Origin of the sequence: Streptomyces albus subsp. albus, assembly GCF_000719865.1 — a bacterium.
Classification (GTDB): domain Bacteria; phylum Actinomycetota; class Actinomycetes; order Streptomycetales; family Streptomycetaceae; genus Streptomyces; species Streptomyces albus_E.
On sequence record NZ_JOID01000018.1, the window covers coordinates 131630 to 152598 of the forward strand.

Below are 20969 nucleotides of genomic sequence, written 5' to 3' on the forward strand. Positions count from 1 at the left end.
GTGACGGAGCTCACCCCGAAACCGGGGCTCACCGACACTCGTCACCCTGCGCCGGGTCGCCCTGCGCCGGGTCAACCCGTACCGGGGCAACCCGCGTTGGGCCAACCCGCGCCGGGCCGCCCCGTGCCGGGCCGCCCCGTGCCGGGCCACCCCGTGCCGGGCCAACCCACGTCGGGCCGCCCCGTGCCGGGCCAACCCACGTCGGGTCACCCCGTGCCGGGTCACCCCGTGCCGGGCCACCCCGTGCCGGGTCACCCCGCGCTGGGTCACCCCGCGCTGGGTCACCCCGCGCTGGGTCACCCCGTGCCGGGTCACCCCGTGCCGGGTCACCCCGCGCCGGGCCGCCCCCCGCCCGGTGCCTCCGCTCCCCGGACGGAGTCCGCCGTCCGCGCCCCCGGTGCCCGCCCCGCCGCCCCGGACCCGGGCACCCTCCGCTGGGCCGCCCGGGCCCTCGCACCCGGGCTCACGGCCATGGCCGCCGCCGCGCGCCGCACCGGTGAACCCACCCCGGAGCTCCGCGCCGAGCTGGGCGCCATCGGCCGCTCCACGGAGTGGACCGTCCGGCGCGCCGCCTGCGGCACCCGCGCCCACCACGGGGCGATCTGGGTGCTGGGGCTGCTGGTGGCGGCGTCGGCGCTGGAGCCGGGGGCCGCGCCCGGCGAACTCGGCGCCGTGGTCAAACGCCTCGCCGCCCACCGCGACCGGGCCGCACCCCTCCGCCCCTCCCGGGGCTCGACCGTTTCGGTGCGCTACGGCGCGGCGGGCGCGCGGGGGGAGGCGCGCGCCGGTCTGCCCCATGTGCGCCGGGCGCTCGACGCGCTCCACACGGCCCGGAACGCCGGCGCGGACGAGGCCGGCGCCCGGCTCGACGCGCTGCTCACCGTCATGTCCACCCTGCAGGACACCCACGTGCTGTACGAGGCCGGCCCGCACGGCCTGCGCCGCGTCCAGTCGGGCGCCCGCGCCGTCCTGGAAGCGGGCGGTACGGCGGCCGAGGCGGGACGGGCGGCACTGTCCGCCTTCGACGCCGACCTCCGTACGCACGGGCTGACCCCCGCCGGAAGCCTGCCCCTGCTGGCCGGCGCCCTCTACGCCGAACAGGCCGCGACCGGCGCGCCCACCGCCGCCGGTCCGGCTCCGGTCCGGTAGCCAGGGTCCGTGCCCGCCCGTGAACCGCAGCCCCGTGCCGGCGCGTGAGGTGCAGCCCCGTGCCGGCGCGTGAGGTGCAGCCCCGTGCCGGCGCGTGAGGTGCAGCCCCGTGCCGGCGCCTCTCGCCCGCCCCTCGGCGAACCGCGGCTCACGCCCGTCGCGAACCGTCGTCCGGATCACGGCTCCGGGTCGTCCCGTACCCCCTCTGGCCGGCCGGTCCTGGCGCCGAGCGCAACACGGTTTGGTCGCAGGGGCGCGCGTTCTGCGGTGAACCGTCGGACGGGCGCGTATGCGGACCGCAGTCCGGCCGCTGGTGAACCGTCGCCCTGCTCAGCGTTCTCCGTCTCATCCCGCACCCGTCCGGCGGGCCCGTCCCGGCGCCGATCCCGGTGTGTTCCGGTCCCGGGCCCCGCGGGGCCCCGCGCATGCCGCCCGGGCCGGGCGCACCCGCGGCCCGTGCCCTTCGGCGCACGGCAGCTCCGTGCCCGTCGGCGAACCGTGGCCCGGCTCAGGGCTTCGCGTCGTCCCGTACTCCGTCCGGCGGGACGGGGCCAGTGTCGTCCCGCACCCCCTCCGGCAGGCACCGTCCGGCGCAACGCAGCCGGTGTCCTGCCGCGGCGGCCGACGGCGGCCGTGCCCGCGTCCGGCCGTGCTGTTGCCCACAAGCCGGGGGGACGGTGCACGCCGCTCACGGGCGTGCTCTACTTTCGTGCCCATGACAGACAACCCTCAACTCCCGTTCCCCCGGCGGGCGAACACGGGCAAGCACCGGCGGAAGAGCCCGGTCAGCCGCCGCCGGGTCATCATCGGTGGTTCCGCCGCCGCGGCCGCCACGGGTCTCGGCCTGGCCGGTATGGCCTCGGCAGGGGGCGGGGCCACCGGCGGCGGCACCGGCGCGGGGACCGCGGCCGGCGACGCCTCCGGTCTGGGCGTCTGCTCGCTCACCGCGGAGGTCACCGAAGGCCCGTACGCGCTGCCCGGCGCGCTGATCCGCCAGGACATCGGCGAGGGCAGGCCCGGCTTCCCGGTGCACTATCTGCTCACCGTCGTCGACCAGTCCGCCGGCTGCGCCCCGCTCACGGACGCCCTGGTCGAGCTCTGGCACGCCGACCACCTCGGGGAGTACTCCGGCTTCGTCGGCCGCAACGGCCACCCCGGCGAGGACAACGGCACCTTCTGCCGCGGCGGTGCGGTGACCGATGAGAACGGCCAGGTCGAACTGGTCTCCATCTGGCCCGGCCACTACACAGCCCGCGCCGTCCACGCCCATCTGCGCGTGCACACGGACATCACGCGCGCCGACGGCTCGTACACCGGCGGCGAGATCGTGCACACCGGCCAGCTTTACTTCGACCCGGAGATCAACGACCGCGTGCAGTCGGCGGATCCGTACCGGGAGAACACCACCCCCGAGACGCACCTGTACGACGACGGCGTCTACGACGGTGGCGGCTCGGCCTCCGGCCTCCTCACGCTCACCCCGCTCGGCGGCTCGCTGACCGCGGGCTACGCGGCGACGCTGACGATCGGCGTCAACGCGTAGCGGTGAGCGGCAGCGGCGTGCAGTCGCTCGCACCGCCGGCTGAGCCGGCCGCTCACCGCCGCTGCCGGCGGCTCCCAGCGGCGCTCGGGGAGCCGCGAGCGCGAGCCCCGCGCGGGGGTTCCGGCGCCTGCCCGGCCGGACGACGGTGCCCCGCGCGGCCGCGCCCGGCCGCGCCCGTGTCCGCGTCCGCGTCCGCGTCCGGTCCGCCGTACCGCCCGGTCCGCCGTACCGTGCCCGGCCGCACCGCGCCCGGTACGGCCTCGCCGCACCCGGCTCCCGTCCCGGCGCCGGGCGGGAGGACGCGTGCTCAGACGCGCGGGAAGCGCGCCAGCAGGTCCCAGACCACGGGGTTGTCCGCGAGCCCTTCGTGCAGATCCGTGAGGTCCGCGATGACGTCCTGGAGGAAGTCCCGGGCCTCCCGGCGCAACGCCGAGTGGCCGAAGGTCAGCGGCGGTTCACCGGCCGGCTGCCAGTCGGCGCTGATGTCGACCCAGCCGAACCGCCGCTCGAAGAGCAGCCGGTCCGCGGACTCGGTGAAGTCCAGCTCGGCATGCTGACGGCGGTGCGAACGGCTGCCGCGCGGATCGCGGTCGAGCTGCTCGACGATGTCGCAGAGCGCCCAGGCGAAGTCCAGCACGGGCACCCATCCCCAGGCTGTGGACAGCTCCCGGTCCGCCTTGGTGTCGGCGATGTAGACATCGCCGCAGAACAGATCGTGCCGCAGAGCCCGCACATCGGCGGTGCGGTAGTCCGTCTGCGGGGGGTCCGGGAAGCGGCGGGAGAGGGAGTAGCCGAGGTCGATCACATGGTCGATGGTCCCACGGCGCCGGACCTGCCCGTCCGGGCCCGGCCTCCCGGGTCCGGCCCCCCGGGCCCGGCCTGTAGGACGCCAAGCCTCGGCGGCCGCCGGGCCGGGAGGCCGGACCCGGACGCGCACGACGCGCGCAGCCCGCGTGCCCCGCACCGCCTCGCGCTTGCTCCTGCCTCGCGCTCGCCGCTGCCATGGGCCCCGCCCGCGTCGTTCCTCACCACGGGCCCCGCCCGCAGCCGGCTGCCGCCTCCCGGCCCGTCCCGTCTCCCGCTTCCTGCCTCCCCGCCGCGCCTGCGTCCCGCCGCCCGCAGTCGCGCGGCGGCTCAGTGGCCGCGCGCGATCCACTCCTCCAGGTGCGGAGCCTCGTCCCCCACGGTGGTCGAATCGCCGTGCCCGGTGCGGACCACCGTCTCCGGCGGCAGGGTCAGCAGCCGCTCCCGGATCGAGTCGATGATCACCGGGAACGAGGAGTACGAGCGCCCGGTGGCGCCCGGCCCGCCCCGGAACAGGGTGTCGCCGGAGAAGACGGTGCCCAGCCCGGCCGCGTACAGGCAGACCGCTCCGGGGCTGTGCCCCGGGGTGTGCAGCACGCGCAACTCCGTGCCGCCGACGGTGAGGGTGTCCCCCTCGGCCAGGGTGCCGTCGGGCCGGCGGTCCGGGTGCCTCATCTCCCACAGCACCCGGTCGTCGGGGTGCAGCAGGACCGGGGCGCCGGTGCGGTCCGCCACCTCGGGCGCCGCGTCGATGTGGTCGTCGTGCCCGTGCGTGCAGACCACCCCGAGCAGGCGGCGGCCGCCGACCGCGGCCACGATCGCCTCCGCGTCGTGCGCCGCGTCGATGACGTACACCTCGCGGTCGTCGCCGACCAGCCAGACGTTGTTGTCCACTTCCCACGTGGAGCCGTCGAGGGAGAAGGTGCCGGAGGTCACGAGGTGACCGATCCGCACCCCGCCGTCAGCGGAACCGGAAGAACCGGCGGAACCGGCGGAACCGGAGGCAGCGGTCATCAGAACACCACCACCGAGCGCAGCACGTCACCGCGGTGCATCTTGTCGAACGCGGCCTCGACGTCGTCCAGTCCGATCGTCTCGCTGACGAACGCGTCCAGATCGAGCCGCCCCTGCAGATAGAGATCGATGAGCATCGGGAAGTCGCGCTCCGGCAGGCAGTCCCCGTACCAGGACGACTTGAGGGAGCCGCCGCGTCCGAAGACGTCGAGCAGCGGCAGTTGCAGCACCATCTCCGGCGTGGGCACCCCGACCAGGACGACGGTCCCGGCCAGATCGCGGGCGTAGAAGGCCTGGTGGTACGTCTCCGGGCGGCCCACCGCGTCGATGACGACATCCGCTCCGAAGCCGCCGGTCAGCTCCTGGACGCTCTTGACGACATCCGCCGTGCCGGCGTGCACGGTGTGGGTGGCGCCGAGGCCGGTCGCCCACTCCAGCTTCCGTTCGTCCAGGTCCACCGCGATGATCTTCGAGGCGCCGGCCAGCCGGGCCCCCGCGACGGCGGCGCTGCCGACCCCGCCGCAGCCGATGACGGCGACCGTGTCGCCGCGTCCCACCTGCCCGGTGTTGAGGGCGGCGCCGAGGCCCGCCATGACGCCGCAGCCGAGCAGTCCGGCGGCGGCGGGGGAGGCCGCGGGATCGACCTTGGTGCACTGGCCGGCCGCGACGAGGGTCTTCTCGGCGAAGGAGCCGATGCCCAGCGCGGCCGTGAGCACGGTGCCGTCGGCGAGCTTCATCGGCTGCGCGGCGGTGTGGGTGTTGAAGCAGTACCAGGGCCGGCCGCGCTTGCAGGACCGGCAGGTGCCGCACACCGCGCGCCAGTTGAGGATCACGAAGTCGCCCGGGGCCACATCGGTGACGCCCTCGCCCACCGTCTCCACGATCCCGGCCGCCTCGTGCCCGAGGAGGAACGGGAACTCGTCGTTGATGCCGCCGTCGCGGTAGTGCAGATCGGTGTGGCAGACCCCGCAGGCCTGCACCCGCACCACCGCCTCGCCGGGCCCCGGGTCCGGCACCAGAACCGTCTCGACCCGGACCGGCTCTCCCTTGGCATGAGCCACGACGCCGCGCACTTCCTGAGCCATGTAACCGCCTCTCTCTCCACCGTTCGGCTGCCCCGCCCTTCCACCCCTACCCGGCGGCAGGGGCGGCCAACGGCCCGGCGGACGGCGTCCGGCCGGACGGCCGTACGGGAGCCGGGCCGGGGCCGGGGCGGAGCCGAGCCGGGGCCGGGGCGGTGGGTGCGGGGCGCGCGGTGCGGGCCCGGCGGAACGGAGTGCGCCGCATGCGAAGCGGCCCCCGGGGCCGGTGACCCGGCCGGGGGCCGCTGCGTTCTCCGCGTCCGCCCGCTTCGGCGGGCCCGCCACCGGCGCCGGCCGGGGAGCGGCCGGACGCGGAAGTGGATCGGACGGTCAGACGTTGACGCCGAAGTCCTGCGCGATGCCGGTGAGGCCGGAGGCGTAACCCTGGCCGACGGCACGGAACTTCCACTCGGCGCCGTTGCGGTACAGCTCACCGAAGACCATGGCGGTCTCGGTCGCGGCGTCCTCGCTCAGGTCGTAGCGGGCGATCTCGGCGCCGCCGGCCTGGTTGAGCACGCGGATGTAGGCGTTGCGCACCTGGCCGAAGTTCTGGCTGCGGGCCTCGGCGTCGTAGACCGACACCGGGAACACGATCTTCTCGACCTCGGCCGGGAGCCCGGCGAGGTTGACGTTGATCTGCTCGTCGTCGCCCTCGCCCGCGCCGGTGCGGTTGTCACCGGTGTGGACGATGGTCTGGTCCGGCGTGGCCTTGTTGTTGAAGAACACGAAGTGGCCGTCGGAGACGACCCGGCCGCCCGCGTTGACCGCGATGGCGCTCGCGTCGAGGTCGAAGTCGGTGCCGGTCGTGGTGCGGACGTCCCAGCCGAGGCCGACCGTGACGGCGGTCAGGCCCGGTGCCTCCTTGGTGAGCGATACGTTGCCGCCCTTGGACAGGCTTACAGCCATGGGATGTCCCTTTCCTTGAAGTATGTCGGGCTTCGTCCAGAGGTGAAGCCACCGTCATCCTCCACAACGCGGGGACGGCCCCGCCGGGTTCCATCCGCCCCCGCTTCGTTACGGTTCCGCGCCCGGCGACGGGAAGACCGCGGGCGGGGGCGCGAAATGGAGGTGACGGCCGCGGCCGGGCGCGGGATCATGGCACACATGTCCGGGCCCCATGTCATCCGCGGTTCGGTCTCCCTCCCGGAGGCCGAGCTCAAGTGGCGTTTCTCCCGCTCCTCGGGACCGGGCGGCCAGCATGTGAACACCAGCGACAGCCAGGTGGAACTCCGCTTCGACCTGGCGGCGACGGAAGCGCTGCCGCCGGTGTGGAAGGAGCGGGCCCTGGAGCGCCTCGCCGACCGCCTGACGGACGGCGTGCTCACCGTACGGGCCTCCGAGCACCGCTCGCAGTGGCGCAACCGGGAGACCGCGGCCGTCCGGATGGCGTCCCTCCTCGCCGAGGCCACCGCGCCCCCGCCCCGGCCGCGCCGGAAGACGAAGATCCCGCGTGGCGTCAACGAGCGCCGGCTGCGCACCAAGAAGCAGCGCGGCGACACGAAGCGCGGCCGCAGCGGCCGCGGCTGGGACTGACCCCGCGGGCCGTCCGCCCGGCCCCGGCCCCGGCGCGGCCGGCCTCCTCCGCCTCCGTCTCCGTGGTCCGCGGCGGCCCTCATGGGTTCCCGGAGGCAGCCCGAGGACCGTTCGCACCGCCGCCCGGCGGCACCGCCTCCGTCCCGGCAGCGCCGGGCCCACCCTCGCGCGGCGCGGGGCGACGCGCACCCCGGGAATTCCCGTGTATGCCGCCGATCGGCCGAAGGAATCGGCGGATCCGCGGGTGCCCGCCTGCCCTGATTCCGCCCGGATAAAGGCCGGTTGAGGGTGGTTGAATACCTTGAATGAAAAGGGTGAAGAAGCCTGGCGCGGGACCTCCGGGCAGGCGTTCGGCCATCCGCATGAAGTCCTCGGTCGATGTCGAATTTCCCTGTGTCGGTTAAGCGGAAGAGCTGCCGAGGCAGTGATAGAACTCGATCGGCCCTTCCAACGGGGAAGGCGGAAAGTGGAGAACAATATGCGTACAACAGCCAAGCTGTCGTTCCTGTCGCTTGCCGCGGCTGCCATGATCGCGGGCTCCGCGACGTCTGCCGCCGCCAACAGCGGCCACGACGGCTACAAGATCAAGGACGTGGTGGCCTTCGCGCAGGAGTGCGGCAACTCCGCGCAGCTGGCTCCGTTCCCGCCCGGGGACTTCGAGCAGACGTCCGGCCAGAACCAGACCATCTGCCAGATCGGCGAGGAGAACATCGCCGTCAACTACGCCCCGGAGACCGAGACCGAGACCGTCACCACCGGTGCCGGCGACGAGGTCCTGCTCGCGCTGATCGGGCTCCTCACCCCGGTTGCCCCCGTGGCGCCGTGACAAGTAGTAACCCCGCAATAACGCATTCCGGCGTGGACGCCTCTCCTGGCGTCCACGCCGGAATGCGTTTCCAGCTCTTCCGTCCCGGCCCGGCCGGACGAGTGAATTCCGCGCGCAAATCCACGGCCGCAGTGAATTCCGGCCCGGTCGTCCGCCCCCGCGAAGAGTGCCGATGCGTCGCGGGGAATTCCCCGGCCGCAACCCGCGGTTCGTGCCCCGCGCCGGGAAGCCGCCCCGTTCAGCCCAGCCGCCGGTAGCGTCCCCGGAAATAGGTCAGCGGCCCGGCGTCGTCGGGCCCCAGCCGGGTGCCGATCACCCGGCCGATCACCAGCGTGTGGTCCCCGGCCCGGACGCGCTGTTCCGTACGGCACTCCACGGCGGCCAGCGCGCCGTCGACGAGCAGGGCTCCGGAGGCCTCGCCGCGCGTGTGCGGCGCGTCCCGGAAGAGCAACTTGTCGCTGATGCGGCCTTTCATCGCGAATCGCCCGGCTGTCTGCCGCTGGCTCTCGGAGAGCACGGACGCCGCCCAGAGCGGCTGCCGGTCCAGCAGCTCCTCCATCCGTGAGTCGTTGCGAACGCTCACCATCGCGAGCGGTGGGTCAAGTGACACCGACATGAACGCCGTCGCTGTCATGCCCACGTCCTCCCCGCGGGGGCCGTCCTCCGGGTCGCGGGCCGTCACCAGCACCACGCCGGCCGCCAGGCGGGCCATGGCCGCACGGAACTCGTCGTCACTCACCCTTCCAGGATGGGGGATGATCGCTGCGGGGGATGAAGGAGTCTGCTGCACGTGCGCACGCTATCCGGGCGCCCGTGGCGCCCACATCGGGCGCGGGGACCGTCCGGGACCTAGGTCGCCGGGCGGAAGCCGGTCCGGGGATTTGCGTTCAGGAAGGAAACGGCAGGGCAGGCGGTCCGCACCGGCGCAAGCGTCAATACACCCAAAGATCTTGTGACTTGAGTCACAGCACCCGGGAATTGTTGACCCTGTGTACCGGGTGGGCAGCTCGCTGTGATTCAGTGGCCGTGGCAATCAGACGACAAGATCCTGGAGTTGCTGTCGAGGTCTCGGGGAGTGCAATCGATGGAGGCCGAGTCGGAACCGTACGTCCGTCTTGCGACCCTGCGGCAGCTCCACCGTGTCGTCGCGGACCTGAACACCGCCCGCAGTCTGGCCGACACCCTGCAGTCCGTCGCCGACGGAGTCATCACCGGCCTCGGCTACGAACTGGCCGCCGTCAACCTCGTACAGCCCGACGGTGACCTCGTGGTCGCCGCCGTCGCGGGCAGCGCCGGCGCCGAGGCGCTGCTGGCCGGCCGCGTCGGCTCGCGCACCGCCTGGGAGCGCCGCCTCTCCATGGGCACCCGCTGGGGCGAGCTGCGGTTCATACCGCACACCGAGGGCTGGATCCTCGACGACGACGACGTCCCGCAGTGGCACAGCGGCGGCCCCCAGCCGCGCTTCGCCGACGAGTGGCACCCCGGCGACCGGCTGCTCGCCCCGATGTACTCCTCCAGCGACGACCTCCTCGGCGTCATCGCCGTCGACCGGCCCCGCAACGGCCGCCGGCCCGGCCCCTGGGGCCGCGAGGCCCTGCAGATGTACGCCTTCCAGGCCGCCATCGCCATCAGCAACGCCCGGCTGCGCGCCAATATGCAGCGCGCCCTCGTCCGGCTGGAGCGGGAACAGCAGGCCCTGCGCGCCAGCGAGGAGAGCTTCCGGCAGGCGTTCGAGTACGCGCCCAGCGGCATGGCCATCGCCGAGATGGGCGGCGACCAGCACGGCCGGCTGCTCCGCGCCAACGACGCCCTGTGCCGGCTGCTGGGCCGCCCCGCCTCCGCCATGCGCCGCTACTCCTTCTCCGACCTCGTCCACCCCGAGGACCTCGGGCTGCTGCTCCGCACCTCCGCCGAGGGCGGCCGGGCCGAACTGCGGCTGGCCCGGCGCGACAACAGCTACGTCTGGGTCTCGCTGCGCAACTCCGTCGTCGCCGACGCCGCCGACGGGCCGCGCTTCCTGCTCACCCACGTCGAGGACATCGAGGAGCGCAAGCGGCACGAACTGCAGCTCGCCCACCGCGCCAGCCACGACTCCCTCACCGGCCTCCCCAACAGCGCGGAGCTGCGCAGCCGGCTCTCCGCCCGGCTCTGCGACCGCCCGCCCTCCCGGGACGGGGAGGCCGGCGCGCCGGACGGGATGGTCAGCAGCGCGTACGGGCCGGCCCCGGGCGTCGAGACGGACGAGAACGGCTTCCGGACCGACGGCTTCGACGCCCCCTTCGGCCCGCCGGGGAGCGGCGCCTTCGACGGCCACGTCCACACCGTCGCCCCGGCCGAGGACCGGCCGGACGACGGCACCAAGGGGCTCGCGGTGCTCTTCTGCGACCTCGACGGCTTCAAGTCGATCAACGACCGCTTCGGGCACCACACCGGGGACGCCGTCCTCATCGAGGTCGCCCGGCGGCTGACCAACGGGGTGCGGGACGGTGACACGGTCGCCCGCCTCGGCGGGGACGAGTTCGTCGTCCTGGCCGACGGCCTCGGCCGCGCGGACGCCCAGGACCTGGCCGTCCGGCTGCGCAACGCGATCATCCCGCCGATCCGGGTGGACGGGCGCGCGGTGCGGGTCGGGGCGAGCTTCGGCATCGGCTGGGCGGGCTGCGGGATGTCCGCCGAGGAAGTCCTGCAATCCGCCGACCAGCGGATGTACGTCGAGAAGCGCTCCCGGGCCGCCGGACGCGCCCACCGCCGCGCGGGGTGATCCGGGGGAGGCGGGGCCGGCCGGCCGGTCCGCACGGTTCCGGCCCTGTCCCTGTCCCCGGCCCAGCCCCTGCCCTGCTCCCGGCCCGCGGGCTCCGTCCCCGTTCCCCTGGCTTTCCGGTGTCCCGCCGCGCCGGTACGGAAGGGGCCGGTCCGGGTGGTACTGGACACATCGGGACGGCATCGCGCGCCCCCGAGCGGGGCTTTTGCGGGGCTCCCTCCGGGGCGCCCCGGCCGGCCGCGGCGGACCGGGAACAGCGGCCGTGGTGAGCGGGTAGGCTCGATCGATCGGCCGAGGGCCGAGGTAACGCGATCGTGAACATTGACCATACGGACAGCACAGGCCTTATCGAGGCCGCCCCGCCGCTGATAGGAGCTGTCCAGGCGCTGTGGACGCGGCGCCGGTGGTCCGGGAACCAGTTGGGGAGTGACAGGGGATGACGGCCGGCAACAACGGTGCGGGCACGCCCGAGAACGACGACCCGTTCGCCTACCTCTACCGCTCGGAGGGCGGGGACGGGGGCGCGAACGGCGCGGCGGGCGACGGCGGTGCCGCGCAGTACGGCCGGCCCGCGCAGCCCGGGGTCCCCCGCACCTCGTACAACCAGGTGCACCGGGTCGGGGAACGCCAGTACGGCGGCCAGCAGGCCGCTCAGCGGCCCGGGTACGGGCCCGGCGCCGCGCCGGCGGACCAGCCGGCCGCCGCCTACGCGCAGAGCCCCAGCACCTCCTACGCCGCCCCCGAGACCCTGCCCGGCGGCGCCCCGCCCCGTCGCGCCGCGCCCGCCGGCCACGGAAGCCGCGGCCGCGGCGGCGGTGGCCGGGGCCCCAACAACCAGGGGCTGCTGATCGGGGCGATCGCCGTGGTCGCCGTGGTCGTCATCGGCATCGTCATCGCGATGCTGACCAACGGCGACGGGGACGGCGAGGACAAGCAGGAGGCGGGCAGCTCCCAGTCGGCGCCCGCGGACGGCGGTGAGCAGGAGAAGCCGGCCGACGAGGGCAAGGACCAGGGCGAGAACAAGGACAAGTCCAAGCCCTTCTCCTCCGCCAAGTTCGACGCGGTGGGGATGAAGACCGCCGGCGGTGCGACCGTCGCCAACGAGGTGCAGGGCGCCCGCTCCAAGGGCGGGGCCTACATCGCGGGCATGAACCAGCCCGGGGCGACGGCCACCTGGCGGATCGACGTGCCCAAGGCGGGCGAGTACACCTTCTTCATCGGCTACGGCGTGCCCGGCAAGGACACCAAGGCCACGCTCCTCGTCAACGGCAAGGACCGCGAGCAGGAGCTGAAGAACTGGGCCAACGCCAAGGAGGGCGAGTGGGACAAGGGGTGGACCACCACGTACTCCTACGTCAATCTCACCAAGGGCACCAACACCATTGACCTCACCTGCGGTGAGGGCCAGGGCTGCGAGTTCAACCTCGACTGGGTGCAGCTCAAGGAGGGTCAGGTCAAGGACTGAGACCGCTCCGCCGCCCGCCCCCGTGGCTCGTCCTTCCTGTCTCAGGGCTCTCAGGGCTTCCGTCGCACCGGCTGTCCCGGAATCCGATCCGGGGCGGCCGGTGTGGTGTGCGGGCGGTGTCCGGGGGACGTGCGGACGGGCTGCGGCGGACACGGACCGCCGGACACCGTGACGGGGACTCCGACGTGGAGCCCCCTGCCGGGCGCGGGTGCGGGCCGACCAAGGCTGGTGCCGTGGCCCGTACCGTAGCGGGACTGGGAGCGGTGCCGGCCGGTGCCCGGCCCGCTCCGGCCCGCTCCGGCCCGCTCAGGCCCGTCACAGGGCGCGTTCGGTGACCTCGATGTCCGGCAGCAGCCCCGTGTACGCGGCGTGGTCGAACTCCCCGGGGCCCTGGGCGGTCGCGGCCGCCGTCGAGAGGGCGACGGCGCGGGTCAGCCGCTCCGGCCAGGGCAGTCCTTCGGCGAGGGCGGAGAGCAGCCCGGCCACGGCCGCCTCGCAGGCGCGCGTGGGGTCGCCGCCCGGCGGGCGGGGCGGGGCGGCACGCCAGCCGCTGTCCGCCGTGACGACGAGCACGCCGTCCTCGCCGAGCGAGGCGGCCACGGCACGGGCGCCGCGGCGCCGGGTCTCGTGCGCGGCGCGTACGGGTTCGGCGAAGCCGGTGAGCCCGGTCAGCTCCTCCGCGGTCGTCGCGACGAGGTCGGGGCGTGCGGCGATGCCCCGGCGCAGCGGTTCGCCGTGCGTGTCGAGCAGCACGGGGACGCCGGCGGCCTGCGCGGCCCGGACCAGGGTGGCGTAGCTGCCGACCGGGAGGCCCGGGGGCAGGCTGCCGCAGAGCGCGACGGCGTCCGCGCCGGGAAGCAGTCCGGTGAAGGTCGCGTGGAAGGCGTCCCACTCGGCGCGGGTGATGACCGGGCCGGCTTCCTTGAGGCGGGTGATGCCGCCGGTGGCGGAGTCCACGACGCCGATCGTGCGGCGGGTGGCGCCGGAGACGGGGGTGAGCGCGTCCTCGATCGCTCCGCCACCGGTTGACGGGGCGGGGCCGTGCTCCTCCGCGAGCAGCCGGCGCAGGACCTCGCCGGTGGGGCCGCCCGCGAAGCCCGTGACGACGGTGCGGTGGCCGAGGGCGGCGAGCAGCCGGGCCACGGTGACGCCCGTGCCGCCGGGGCGTTCGACGGTCTCGGTGACCCGGTGCGCGGTGCGGGGGGTGAAGCGGGGGACGCGGTGGGTGATGTCCAGGGCGGTGTTGAGCGTGACGGTGACGATCACCTGGTCCCCCTTCTCTTCTCCGGGTGCCGACGCGCGCTGCGGATGGCGGGCCCGGCCGGCCGAGTCGAGCCGGTCGCTCACTCGTGCGGGGGTGATCATGCCAAAACAGCGGCGGCCGGCCCAGTGTGCCCAGCCGCTCGCCGCAGCCTGGACGACCGATGCCGGGCCGTCAACGGTGCCGGGGGCGTCAACGGCGCCGGTCCGTCAGCGGTGCCGAAGCCGTGAACGGTGCCGGGCCGTCAGCGGTGCCGAAGCCGTGAACGGTGCCGGTCCGTCAGCGGTGCCGAAGCCGTGAACGGTGCCGGGCCGTCAGCGGTGCCGGGCCCTCAGCAGCAATGGTCGTCAGCCCACTTCGGGCTCGACCACCCATGCTCCGCGCCGCATGACGCCGGCCACCGCGAACTCCGCGTCGAGAACGACCAGATCGGCGTCCTTCCCGGCCTCCAGGGAGCCCACGCGGTCCGCGACACCCAGCAGCCGGGCCGGGTTCTCCGACAGGGCCCGGACGACGTGCTCGACGGGAAGGCCGCCGAGGGTGACGGCCCGCCGGAACGCGGTGTCGAGGGTGAGCGTCGAGCCGGCGATCGCGCCGCCCTCCACCAGTCGGGCCACGCCGTCCCGTACCTCGACCTCCAGCCCGCCGAGCGGGTAGCGGCCGTCGCCCTTGCCGGCCGCCGCCATGGCGTCGGTGATGAAGGCGACGCGCTCGGCGCCCGCCCGCCGGAAGGCGAGGTCGACGACGGCGGGGTGGAGATGGACGCCGTCGTTGACGAGTTCGACGGTGACCCGCTCGTCCTCCAGGAGCGCGGCGACGGGGCCGGGGGTGCGGTGGTGCAGGCCGGGCATGGCGTTGAAGAGGTGGGTGGCCACGGTGGCGCCCGCGTCGACGGCCTCGGCCGTCGCCTCGTATCCGGCGTCGGTGTGGCCGACGGCCGCGATCACGCCCAGGTCGGCGAGGAGCCGTACGGAGTCCAGGCCGCCCGGCAGTTCGGGCGCGAGGGTCACCATCCGGGCGGCGCCGCGGGCGGCGTCGATCAGCCGCTTGACGTCCCCCGGGTCGGGGTCGCGGAGCAGCGCCGCGTCGTGGGCGCCGCGGCGGCAGGGGGCGATGAACGGCCCCTCGAAGTGAATCCCCGCCAGTTCGCCCTGCTCGACGAGCTCGGAGAGGACGGCGGCCTGCCGGGCGAGGTCGTCGAGACGGTCGGTGACGGTGGAGGCGGCCATGGTGGTGGTGCCGTGCCGCCGGTGGGTGGCGGCCACAGCCAGCGCCTCCTCGGCGGTGCCGGCGGAGAAGGAGGCACCGCCGCCGCCGTGGACGTGCATGTCGACGAAGCCCGGAACGATCCAGTGCCCGGTCAGATCCAGGCCGGCGAGGGCGCTTTCAGGGGCGGAGGTGCCGCGGGCGGGGCCGGGGCTGCCGTCCGGCGCGTGCGGCGTGTGCCGCCCGACCGACCCGCCGACCGACCCGACCGGCCCGTCCGGCGCGGCGTCCGCGGTGCCCTGGGGGAAGGGCTCCGCGGACGCGGCCGTCACCGGTTCGGCGATGACGGTGCCCTCCACGATCAGCCGGCCGTGCTCGACGACGCCGGACGGCAGCACCACGCGGGCGCCGGTGAGTACGTGCTGTTGAGTTGCCATCAGGTGGTTACCTCCGCGGAGTGGGGGGTGCGGGCGGGCGGGCCCGCATCCGGGCGGCCCGCGGCGTTCCCCCGGGCCGCCGGGACGATACGGGGGAACGGTCTCCGGCCGGACCGGTCCCGGACGCGGTCCGGCGTCCCGGTCCCGGTCCCGGCCCTGGTCCCGGCCCCGGACGGAGGGGCTTCCGCCCCGGTGGCGGGCGGAGCGGGGGCGATGGCATGTCTCACGGTTACAGTCTCGCCCGGATGGCCCCGACAGGTCTAGTCCACTTACTCTCGTAGAGTAAGAGCGTTCGCATAGCGGACACAGGGCTTCAGTCCGGGCCTCGATGCGGTGTCCCGTGCCCGGGTCCGTCCGTCGGCGCGGAAGCCCCAGCCGCCCGCGAGGGACCTGACGGCCGGGGCGCACCGGATCGGCACGGCATGAAGACCGTGCGAAGAGACCGAGTGGACACCGGGAAGAGATCTGGCAGAACCGGCAGGCCACCGGCAGGGTGCGGGGAGAGCCGCGAACGGCGCGGGCGGGACGGGAGAGGAACCGTCGGATCCCGGGCGGGGCGAGCGAGCCCGGCAGGCCGCCGCCGGACGGGCATCCGGAGCGCGAAGCCGCGGCGGGCGGCTCGGCCGGAGCGGGAAACCCGGCGCGGCGCCCGTACGAGGACCGGCGGGGACGGGCGAGGACCGGACGGAACCGGCCGTGGACCGGCCGTGGACCGGGCCGGCAGCCGAACGGTCCCTGGACGGCGCCGGGCAGGACCCGGCCGGCATCCGGCCGGGACCGGACAGGAATCCGGCGGGAACCGGACGAGAAGCGAATGAACGAGAAGCAAGACAGAAGGCGGTATCGGTAGTGCGACGGCGGTACTCGGGATCCCTGGCGGCGGCTGTCGCGACGGCCATGGCCCTCACCCTCTCCGGTTGCGGCGGCTCCGGCGAGGAGGTCACCCTCCGCCTCGTCGCCGCCGACTACGGCGACAGCGAGGCCAACACCTCCCGGAAGTACTGGGATCAGCTCGCGGCGGACTACGAGTCCAGCCATCCCGGCGTCTCGATCGACGTCAGCGTCTACAGCTGGGCGGAGGTCGACAAGAAGGTCGCCGCCATGGTCAAGCGGGGCGAGGAACCGGACCTCGCGCAGATCGGCTCCTACGCCGACTACGCCGACCGCGACAAGCTCTACCGGGCCGACGAAGTCCTCTCCATCCCCACCCAGGCCGACTTCCTCCCCAAGCTCGCCGAGGGCGGCGAGTTCCGCCGGGTGCAGTACGGACTGCCGTTCGCCGCCAGCACCCGGCTGTTCTTCTACAACAAGGACCTCTTCGCCGAGGCCGGCATCGAGGAGCCGCCGCGGAGCTGGGCCGAACTGCGGGACGCCGCCGAGGCGTTGAAGGACGCCGGCGTGCGGATCCCGTACGCGCTGCCGCTCGGCCCGGAGGAGGCGCAGGCCGAGTCGATGCTGTGGTCCATCAGCGGAGGCGGGGGTTTCACCGACGGCATCGGCTCGTACACGCTCGACGCACCCGAGAACATACGGGCGTTCGAGTGGCTCCGCGACGAACTGGTCACCAAGGGCCTCACCGGCCCCGGCGACCCGGCCGCGCTCAACCGCCAGGACGCGTTCGACGCCTTCACCCGGGGAGAGGTCGGCATGCTCAACGGCCATCCCACCCTGATGCGGCAGGCGGAGAAGGAGGGAGTGGAGTTCGGGACGGCGCCCCTCCCCGGCAGGACCGGCCCGGCCGAGGCGACGATGGGCGTCAACGACTGGATGATGGCCTTCAAGAAGAACGGCCACCGGAAGGAGATCGGCGACTTCCTCGACTACGTGTACAGCGAGCCGAACGTGCTGGAGTTCGCGGACCGGTACGACATCCTTCCGGTCACCCGCTCCGCCTCGGAGGCGATGCGCGCGGACGAGAAGCACGAGCCGCTCCGTGAGTTCCTCGACGAGCTGCCGGAGGCCGTGCACTATCCGTCGGACAAGACGACCTGGGCCTACGTCAGCAAGGCGATCAAGGAGCAGATCGGCACGGCGGTGGAGCGCGGCGGCGACCCGGGCGGGGTGCTCTCGCGGATCCAGCGCGACGCCTTCGCCACGGAGAACGCCTCCCGCTGAGGGTTCCCCCGCCGCGGCGGGCCGGGCCGGCTACTCGGCCCGGTCCCGGTCCCGGCCCGGCCCCGGGGGCCCTGGGCCTTGCCCGGCCCCGGGTCCCCGGCCTTGCCCGGCCCCGGGTCCCCGGCCTTGCCCGGCCCGGCTCGGTCCTGCCCGGCGTCATCCCGGCCCGGCTTGGTCCGGCCCTCGGCCTTTGCCGGCTCGGCCTGGTCCGGCCCCGGTCCCGCCCGGCCCTGTTCCCGCCTTGCTCCTGCCTGTTCCGGCCCGGCGTGTCTGTGGTCCTGCCGGACGGACGACCGGCCTGCCTGCCCGCCGCGCGGGGCTCGTGAGGCCCGCTGGACCGGGCCGGACCGGGCGTCGGCGGGGGCCGTTATGTTGGACGGTGTGAACGAGAGCGGAGACGACGGGGCGGTGCGGGAGGGCGGCGATGACCAGGGCGGTGCCCAGGGGCTGACCGACCGCGACCGGGCCGTCCTCGCCGTCGAACGCCGCTCCTGGCGGGGGCCCGGAGCGAAGGAACGGGCGATCCGGGAGCAGCTCGGGCTCTCCCCGACCCGCTACTACCAGTTCCTCAACGCCCTCATCGACGATCCGCGGGCGCTGGCCCACGACCCGGTCACGGTCAACCGCCTCCGCCGCCTCCGCGATCAGCGGCGCGCGCGGCGCTGAGGTCTTCGCCCGCCCGGGGGCGGTGTGCCTTCCCGGTCCGTCCCCTCCCGGCCCGGGGTGGCGGTCGTCCGGCGTCCGCGGCGCCGTTGTCCCGCGCTCCGCGCGGGATGCGACCCTCCCACCCGCCCGTTACTGCTCACCGTCCGCCGGACCGGAGGAGGAGGACGAGGAGCCCCGGGCGCCCGACCCGTACGGCGGTCGTCGAGAAGCCGGAATGGCCGGAAAGGCGGGGCGTCGGGGCGGGGGCCGGCCCCGGTAGGCTCGGCCGCATGGGCAGTCATCCGCATCCCCTGCCGGCCCCTGTCACCGATGCCGGGCGCGACGGCCTCGCCGCGCTCCTGGAACGGCCCGAACGGGCCGTCGTGGCCCTCGACTTCGACGGCACCCTCGCGCCGATCGTGTCCGACCCGGAACAGGCCCGCGCCCACCCCGGCGCCGTACCGGCGCTCGCCCGGCTCGCGCCGCTCGTCCGCTCCGTCGCCGTGATCACCGGCCGCCCCGCCGACGTCGCGGTACGGAATGGTGGTTTCAGTGGAGTCCCCGGTCTGGAGCACCTCGTGGTCCTGGGCCACTACGGTGCCGAGCGCTGGGACGCCGTCAGCGCCACCGTGACGGCCCCCGACCCGCATCCGGGCGTCGCCGCCGTCCGCGCGGAACTGCCCGCGGTGCTCGAACACGACGAGGCCCGGACCGGCATCTGGGTCGAGGACAAGGGCCGCGCCGTGGCGGTGCACACCCGCCGGGCCGCCGACCCCCAGGCCGCCTTCGAGCGGTTGCGCGAACCGCTCACGGCCCTGGCCGAGCGGCACGGACTGATCGTCGAACCCGGCCGCATGGTGCTGGAGCTGCGCCCGCCGGGCATCGACAAGGGCGTGGCCCTGACCGAGTACGTACGGGAGACGGGGGCCGGCGCGGTGCTGTACGCCGGGGACGACCTCGGGGATCTCGCCGCCTACGCGGCGGTGGACAAGCTGCGGTCCGACGGCGTGCCCGGACTGCTGGTGTGCAGCGCAGCCGCCGACGGCGAGGGCGCCGAGGAACTGGCGGAGCGGGCCGATGTGGTGGTCGACGGCCCGGAGGGGGTCGTGAACCTCCTCGACGCCCTGGCCGCTTCGGTGACCGGACGACGGCAGGGCTGACGCCGTCCCGGTCGGCGGGTGACCGGTGGTCCCGGGCGTCGGGCCGCAGGCACGGGTGACCGGTGGCCCTGGACCGCGGGCCGCACGCCTCCGTTTCCTCCCTGCCGGACGGGTGGACAGCAACGGGCGGGTGGGAGGGTCGCATCCCGCGCGCAGCGCGGGACAACGGCGTCGCGGACGCCGGACAACCTCACCCGGGCCGGAGGCCCCGCGCTCCGGTACCCCGCGCACCCCGCGCCCCGGGCCCGTCACGTCGGGCAACCCGCGTGAACCCGGACCGCACTTCGCGCGGAACCCCGCGCATCCCGCGCGGAGCGCGGGACAACGGCGCCGCGGACGCCGGACAACCGCCACCCGCGCCGGAGCGCACCGGGCCCTGGTACCGGCGCACCCCGGGCCCCGCCCGGGCGCACCCCGGGCCGCGCGGAACCCCGCGCCGCCCGCGCGCCCCGCGCTACAGCGCGCCCAGCTGGTCCAGGAACCACCGCTGCGGCGGCAGCGCGGACGCCGCGGCGGCGAGCCGCTTGGTGCGTTCGGCCCGTTCCGCCGTGCTCATGCCCAGCGCGGTGTCCAGCGCCCGCGCCGTGCCGGACACGTCGTACGGGTTGACCGTCACCGCGTCCTCGCCGAGCTCCTCGTATGCCCCGGCCTCCCGGGAGAGCACCAGTGCGCAGCCCTCGTCCGAGACGAGCGGGATCTCCTTGGCGACGAGGTTCATGCCGTCCCGGATCGGGTTGACGAGGGCCACGTCCGCGAGCCGGTACGCGGCCAGCGAGCGGGCGAAGTCGTCCTCGACGTGGAGGATCACCGGCCGCCAGTCGTCCGTCCCGTAGGTTTCGTTGATCTCCCCGGCGACCCGGGCGACCTCGGCCGTGTAGTCGCGGTAGACGGCCAGATCCTGCCGGGACGGGTAGGCGAACGCGACGTGCACCACGCGCCCTCGCCACTCCGGGCGCTCGGCCAGCAGCTCGCGGTAGGCGAGCAGGCCGCGGACGATGTTCTTCGACAGCTCGGTCCGGTCGACCCGGACGATCGTCTTCCGGCCGGGGCCGATCTGTTCGCGCAGGGCCGCGAGCCGCTCGTCGACATCGGGCTTCCGTGAGCGCTCGCGCAGGAAGTCCGCGTCGGCGCCCAGGCCGTGCACCCCGATCCGGGTGGCCGGCGGTTCGCCGAGGAGCTCGGTGCAGCAGGCGGTGAAGGCGTCGGCCCAGCGGCGGGTGAGGAAGGCGGCGCGGTCGGCGCCGAGGATGCCGCGCAGCAGCTGCCGCCCGATGTCGTCGGGCAGCAGCCGGAAGTACTCCGGCGGGGCCCAGGGGGTGTGCGAGAAGTGGCCGATCCGCAGATCGGGCCGGCGCTCGCGGAGCATCCCGGGGACGAGGCAGAGGTGGTAGTCCTGCACGAGGACGGCGGCGCCCTCGGCGGCCTCCTCGGCCAGCGCGTCGGCGAAGGCCGCGTTGTAGGCCTCGTAGGCCGCCCACTGGCGGCGGAACTCGGTGTCGAACACCGGTTCGAGGGGCGTCTGGTAGAGCATGTGGTGCACGAACCACAGCACCGAGTTGGCCACGCCGTTGTACGCGGTGGCGAAGACGTCCGGGTCGATGTCCAGCATCCGCACCGTCTGGCCGCCGGTGTCGGCGGGGTCGAGACGCCCGCCGGTGCGGCGCACGGCCTCGCGGTCGCCGTCCCCGAGGGCCGCGCAGACCCAGACGGCGTCGCCCTCGACCGCCGAGAGCCCGGAGACGAGACCGCCGCCGCCGCGTTTGGCGACGAGCGCGGGGGCGCCCTGCGCCCCGGACCCGCCGTCACCGCCGTCACCGCCGTGACCTGGTGGGCCCGGCTCGGTGAGGGTGTACGAGACGGGGCCGCGGTTGGACGCGACGAGTATGCGGGCTGCCTGCTCAGCGACCATGACGCGAGCCTAGCCCGCACCTGATCCGCTCAAACGTGCGTTTCCGTACCCCGCCGGAC

17 protein-coding genes are annotated in these 20969 nt (G+C 74.7%); 9 read left to right on the plus strand and 8 right to left on the minus strand.

The features are described from left to right. The first annotated feature begins 291 nt into the window (after nt 1-291). Nucleotides 292-1149, plus strand: coding sequence for a triphosphoribosyl-dephospho-CoA synthase (locus IF83_RS0120190; RefSeq protein WP_158711077.1), 858 nt, complete (start codon nt 292-294; stop codon nt 1147-1149). Nucleotides 1150-1864: 715 nt separating this feature from the next. Then, nucleotides 1865-2692, plus strand: coding sequence for an intradiol ring-cleavage dioxygenase (locus IF83_RS0120195; protein ID WP_030546116.1), 828 nt, complete (start codon nt 1865-1867; stop codon nt 2690-2692). Nucleotides 2693-2999: 307 nt separating this feature from the next. On the opposite strand, the gene IF83_RS0120200 is transcribed toward IF83_RS0120195, so the two are convergent. From IF83_RS0120200 to IF83_RS0120215, 4 genes are all read right to left on the minus strand, one after another. Beyond that, a complete protein-coding gene (locus IF83_RS0120200) occupies nt 3000-3497 on the minus strand; it encodes a hypothetical protein (RefSeq protein WP_030546118.1) in 498 nt (165 codons plus the stop codon). A 329-nt stretch (nt 3498-3826) separates the two neighbouring features. Continuing rightward, nucleotides 3827-4510: an MBL fold metallo-hydrolase gene (locus tag IF83_RS0120205; RefSeq protein ID WP_051723000.1), complete on the minus strand. Its 684-nt coding sequence runs from the start codon at nt 4508-4510 to the stop codon at nt 3827-3829. Beyond that, nucleotides 4510-5595: an S-(hydroxymethyl)mycothiol dehydrogenase gene (locus IF83_RS0120210; protein WP_030546121.1), complete on the minus strand. Its 1086-nt coding sequence runs from the start codon at nt 5593-5595 to the stop codon at nt 4510-4512. The genes IF83_RS0120205 and IF83_RS0120210 overlap by 1 nt, the downstream gene beginning before the upstream one ends. Nucleotides 5596-5922: 327 nt before the next feature. Next, complete coding sequence (locus IF83_RS0120215) at nt 5923-6498, minus strand: TerD family protein (protein WP_030546123.1); 576 nt, start codon at nt 6496-6498, stop codon at nt 5923-5925. Between the two features lie 189 nt (nt 6499-6687). Between IF83_RS0120215 and arfB the strand changes: the two genes are divergently transcribed. Continuing rightward, on the plus strand, nt 6688-7125 hold the full coding sequence (gene arfB, locus IF83_RS0120220; protein WP_030546125.1) for an alternative ribosome rescue aminoacyl-tRNA hydrolase ArfB: 438 nt from the start codon (nt 6688-6690) through the stop codon (nt 7123-7125). Nucleotides 7126-7603: 478 nt separating this feature from the next. Further along, a complete protein-coding gene (locus IF83_RS0120225) occupies nt 7604-7951 on the plus strand; it encodes a hypothetical protein (protein WP_158711073.1) in 348 nt (115 codons plus the stop codon). Between the two features lie 238 nt (nt 7952-8189). Here the strand turns inward: IF83_RS0120225 and IF83_RS0120230 are convergent, their stop codons facing one another. Then, nucleotides 8190-8741: a flavin reductase family protein gene (locus IF83_RS0120230; protein ID WP_394297352.1), complete on the minus strand. Its 552-nt coding sequence runs from the start codon at nt 8739-8741 to the stop codon at nt 8190-8192. Nucleotides 8742-9035: 294 nt separating this feature from the next. On the opposite strand from IF83_RS0120230, the gene cdgB reads away from it, so the two are divergent. Both cdgB and IF83_RS0120240 read left to right on the plus strand, forming a co-directional pair. Then, the gene (cdgB, locus tag IF83_RS0120235) at nt 9036-10712 is read left to right on the plus strand and encodes a diguanylate cyclase CdgB (RefSeq protein WP_030546131.1); all 1677 of its coding nucleotides are present in this window, start codon (nt 9036-9038) and stop codon (nt 10710-10712) included. A 436-nt stretch (nt 10713-11148) separates the two neighbouring features. Beyond that, nucleotides 11149-12177 (plus strand): carbohydrate-binding protein, encoded by a 1029-nt coding sequence (locus tag IF83_RS0120240; protein WP_030546133.1) that lies wholly within the window; start codon nt 11149-11151, stop codon nt 12175-12177. 315 nt (nt 12178-12492) lie between these two features. Here IF83_RS0120240 and IF83_RS0120245 read toward each other — a convergent pair whose 3' ends face one another. Together IF83_RS0120245 and nagA are read right to left on the minus strand one after the other, a co-directional pair. Then, nucleotides 12493-13443 (minus strand): 1-phosphofructokinase family hexose kinase, encoded by a 951-nt coding sequence (locus IF83_RS0120245; protein ID WP_030546135.1) that lies wholly within the window; start codon nt 13441-13443, stop codon nt 12493-12495. A 342-nt stretch (nt 13444-13785) separates the two neighbouring features. Continuing rightward, nucleotides 13786-15081 carry an N-acetylglucosamine-6-phosphate deacetylase gene (gene nagA, locus IF83_RS0120250; protein ID WP_030546137.1) on the minus strand — a complete coding sequence of 432 codons (1296 nt, stop codon included), beginning with the start codon at nt 15079-15081 and terminating at the stop codon, nt 13786-13788. Between the two features lie 897 nt (nt 15082-15978). Here nagA and IF83_RS0120255 point away from each other — a divergent pair. From IF83_RS0120255 to otsB, 3 genes are all read left to right on the plus strand, one after another. Next, nucleotides 15979-17196: an extracellular solute-binding protein gene (locus IF83_RS0120255; protein ID WP_078843650.1), complete on the plus strand. Its 1218-nt coding sequence runs from the start codon at nt 15979-15981 to the stop codon at nt 17194-17196. A gap of 369 nt (nt 17197-17565) precedes the next feature. Then, a complete protein-coding gene (locus IF83_RS0120260; RefSeq protein WP_051723002.1) occupies nt 17566-17862 on the plus strand; it encodes a DUF3263 domain-containing protein in 297 nt (98 codons plus the stop codon). 269 nt (nt 17863-18131) lie between these two features. Further along, nucleotides 18132-19001 (plus strand): trehalose-phosphatase, encoded by an 870-nt coding sequence (otsB, locus tag IF83_RS0120265; RefSeq protein ID WP_030546143.1) that lies wholly within the window; start codon nt 18132-18134, stop codon nt 18999-19001. A gap of 454 nt (nt 19002-19455) precedes the next feature. On the opposite strand, the gene IF83_RS0120270 is transcribed toward otsB, so the two are convergent. Further along, entirely contained in the window at nt 19456-20910 is a 1455-nt protein-coding gene (locus tag IF83_RS0120270; RefSeq protein WP_030546145.1) for an alpha,alpha-trehalose-phosphate synthase (UDP-forming), read from the minus strand. Between the last annotated feature and the right edge of the window lie 59 nt (nt 20911-20969).

Coding starts and splice junctions, on each gene's coding strand:
- IF83_RS0120195 (WP_030546116.1), top strand. CDS start 1,865: ATGACAGACAACCCTCAACTCCCGTTCCCCCGGCGGGCGAACACGGGC.
- IF83_RS0120205 (WP_051723000.1), bottom strand. CDS start 4,510: ATGACCGCTGCCTCCGGTTCCGCCGGTTCCGCCGGTTCTTCCGGTTCC.
- IF83_RS0120210 (WP_030546121.1), bottom strand. CDS start 5,595: ATGGCTCAGGAAGTGCGCGGCGTCGTGGCTCATGCCAAGGGAGAGCCG.
- IF83_RS0120215 (WP_030546123.1), bottom strand. CDS start 6,498: ATGGCTGTAAGCCTGTCCAAGGGCGGCAACGTATCGCTCACCAAGGAG.
- arfB (WP_030546125.1), top strand. CDS start 6,688: ATGGCACACATGTCCGGGCCCCATGTCATCCGCGGTTCGGTCTCCCTC.
- IF83_RS0120225 (WP_158711073.1), top strand. CDS start 7,604: ATGCGTACAACAGCCAAGCTGTCGTTCCTGTCGCTTGCCGCGGCTGCC.
- cdgB (WP_030546131.1), top strand. CDS start 9,036: ATGGAGGCCGAGTCGGAACCGTACGTCCGTCTTGCGACCCTGCGGCAG.
- IF83_RS0120240 (WP_030546133.1), top strand. CDS start 11,149: ATGACGGCCGGCAACAACGGTGCGGGCACGCCCGAGAACGACGACCCG.
- nagA (WP_030546137.1), bottom strand. CDS start 15,081: ATGGCAACTCAACAGCACGTACTCACCGGCGCCCGCGTGGTGCTGCCG.
- IF83_RS0120255 (WP_078843650.1), top strand. CDS start 15,979: ATGGCCCTCACCCTCTCCGGTTGCGGCGGCTCCGGCGAGGAGGTCACC.
- IF83_RS0120260 (WP_051723002.1), top strand. CDS start 17,566: ATGTTGGACGGTGTGAACGAGAGCGGAGACGACGGGGCGGTGCGGGAG.
- otsB (WP_030546143.1), top strand. CDS start 18,132: ATGGGCAGTCATCCGCATCCCCTGCCGGCCCCTGTCACCGATGCCGGG.
- IF83_RS0120270 (WP_030546145.1), bottom strand. CDS start 20,910: ATGGTCGCTGAGCAGGCAGCCCGCATACTCGTCGCGTCCAACCGCGGC.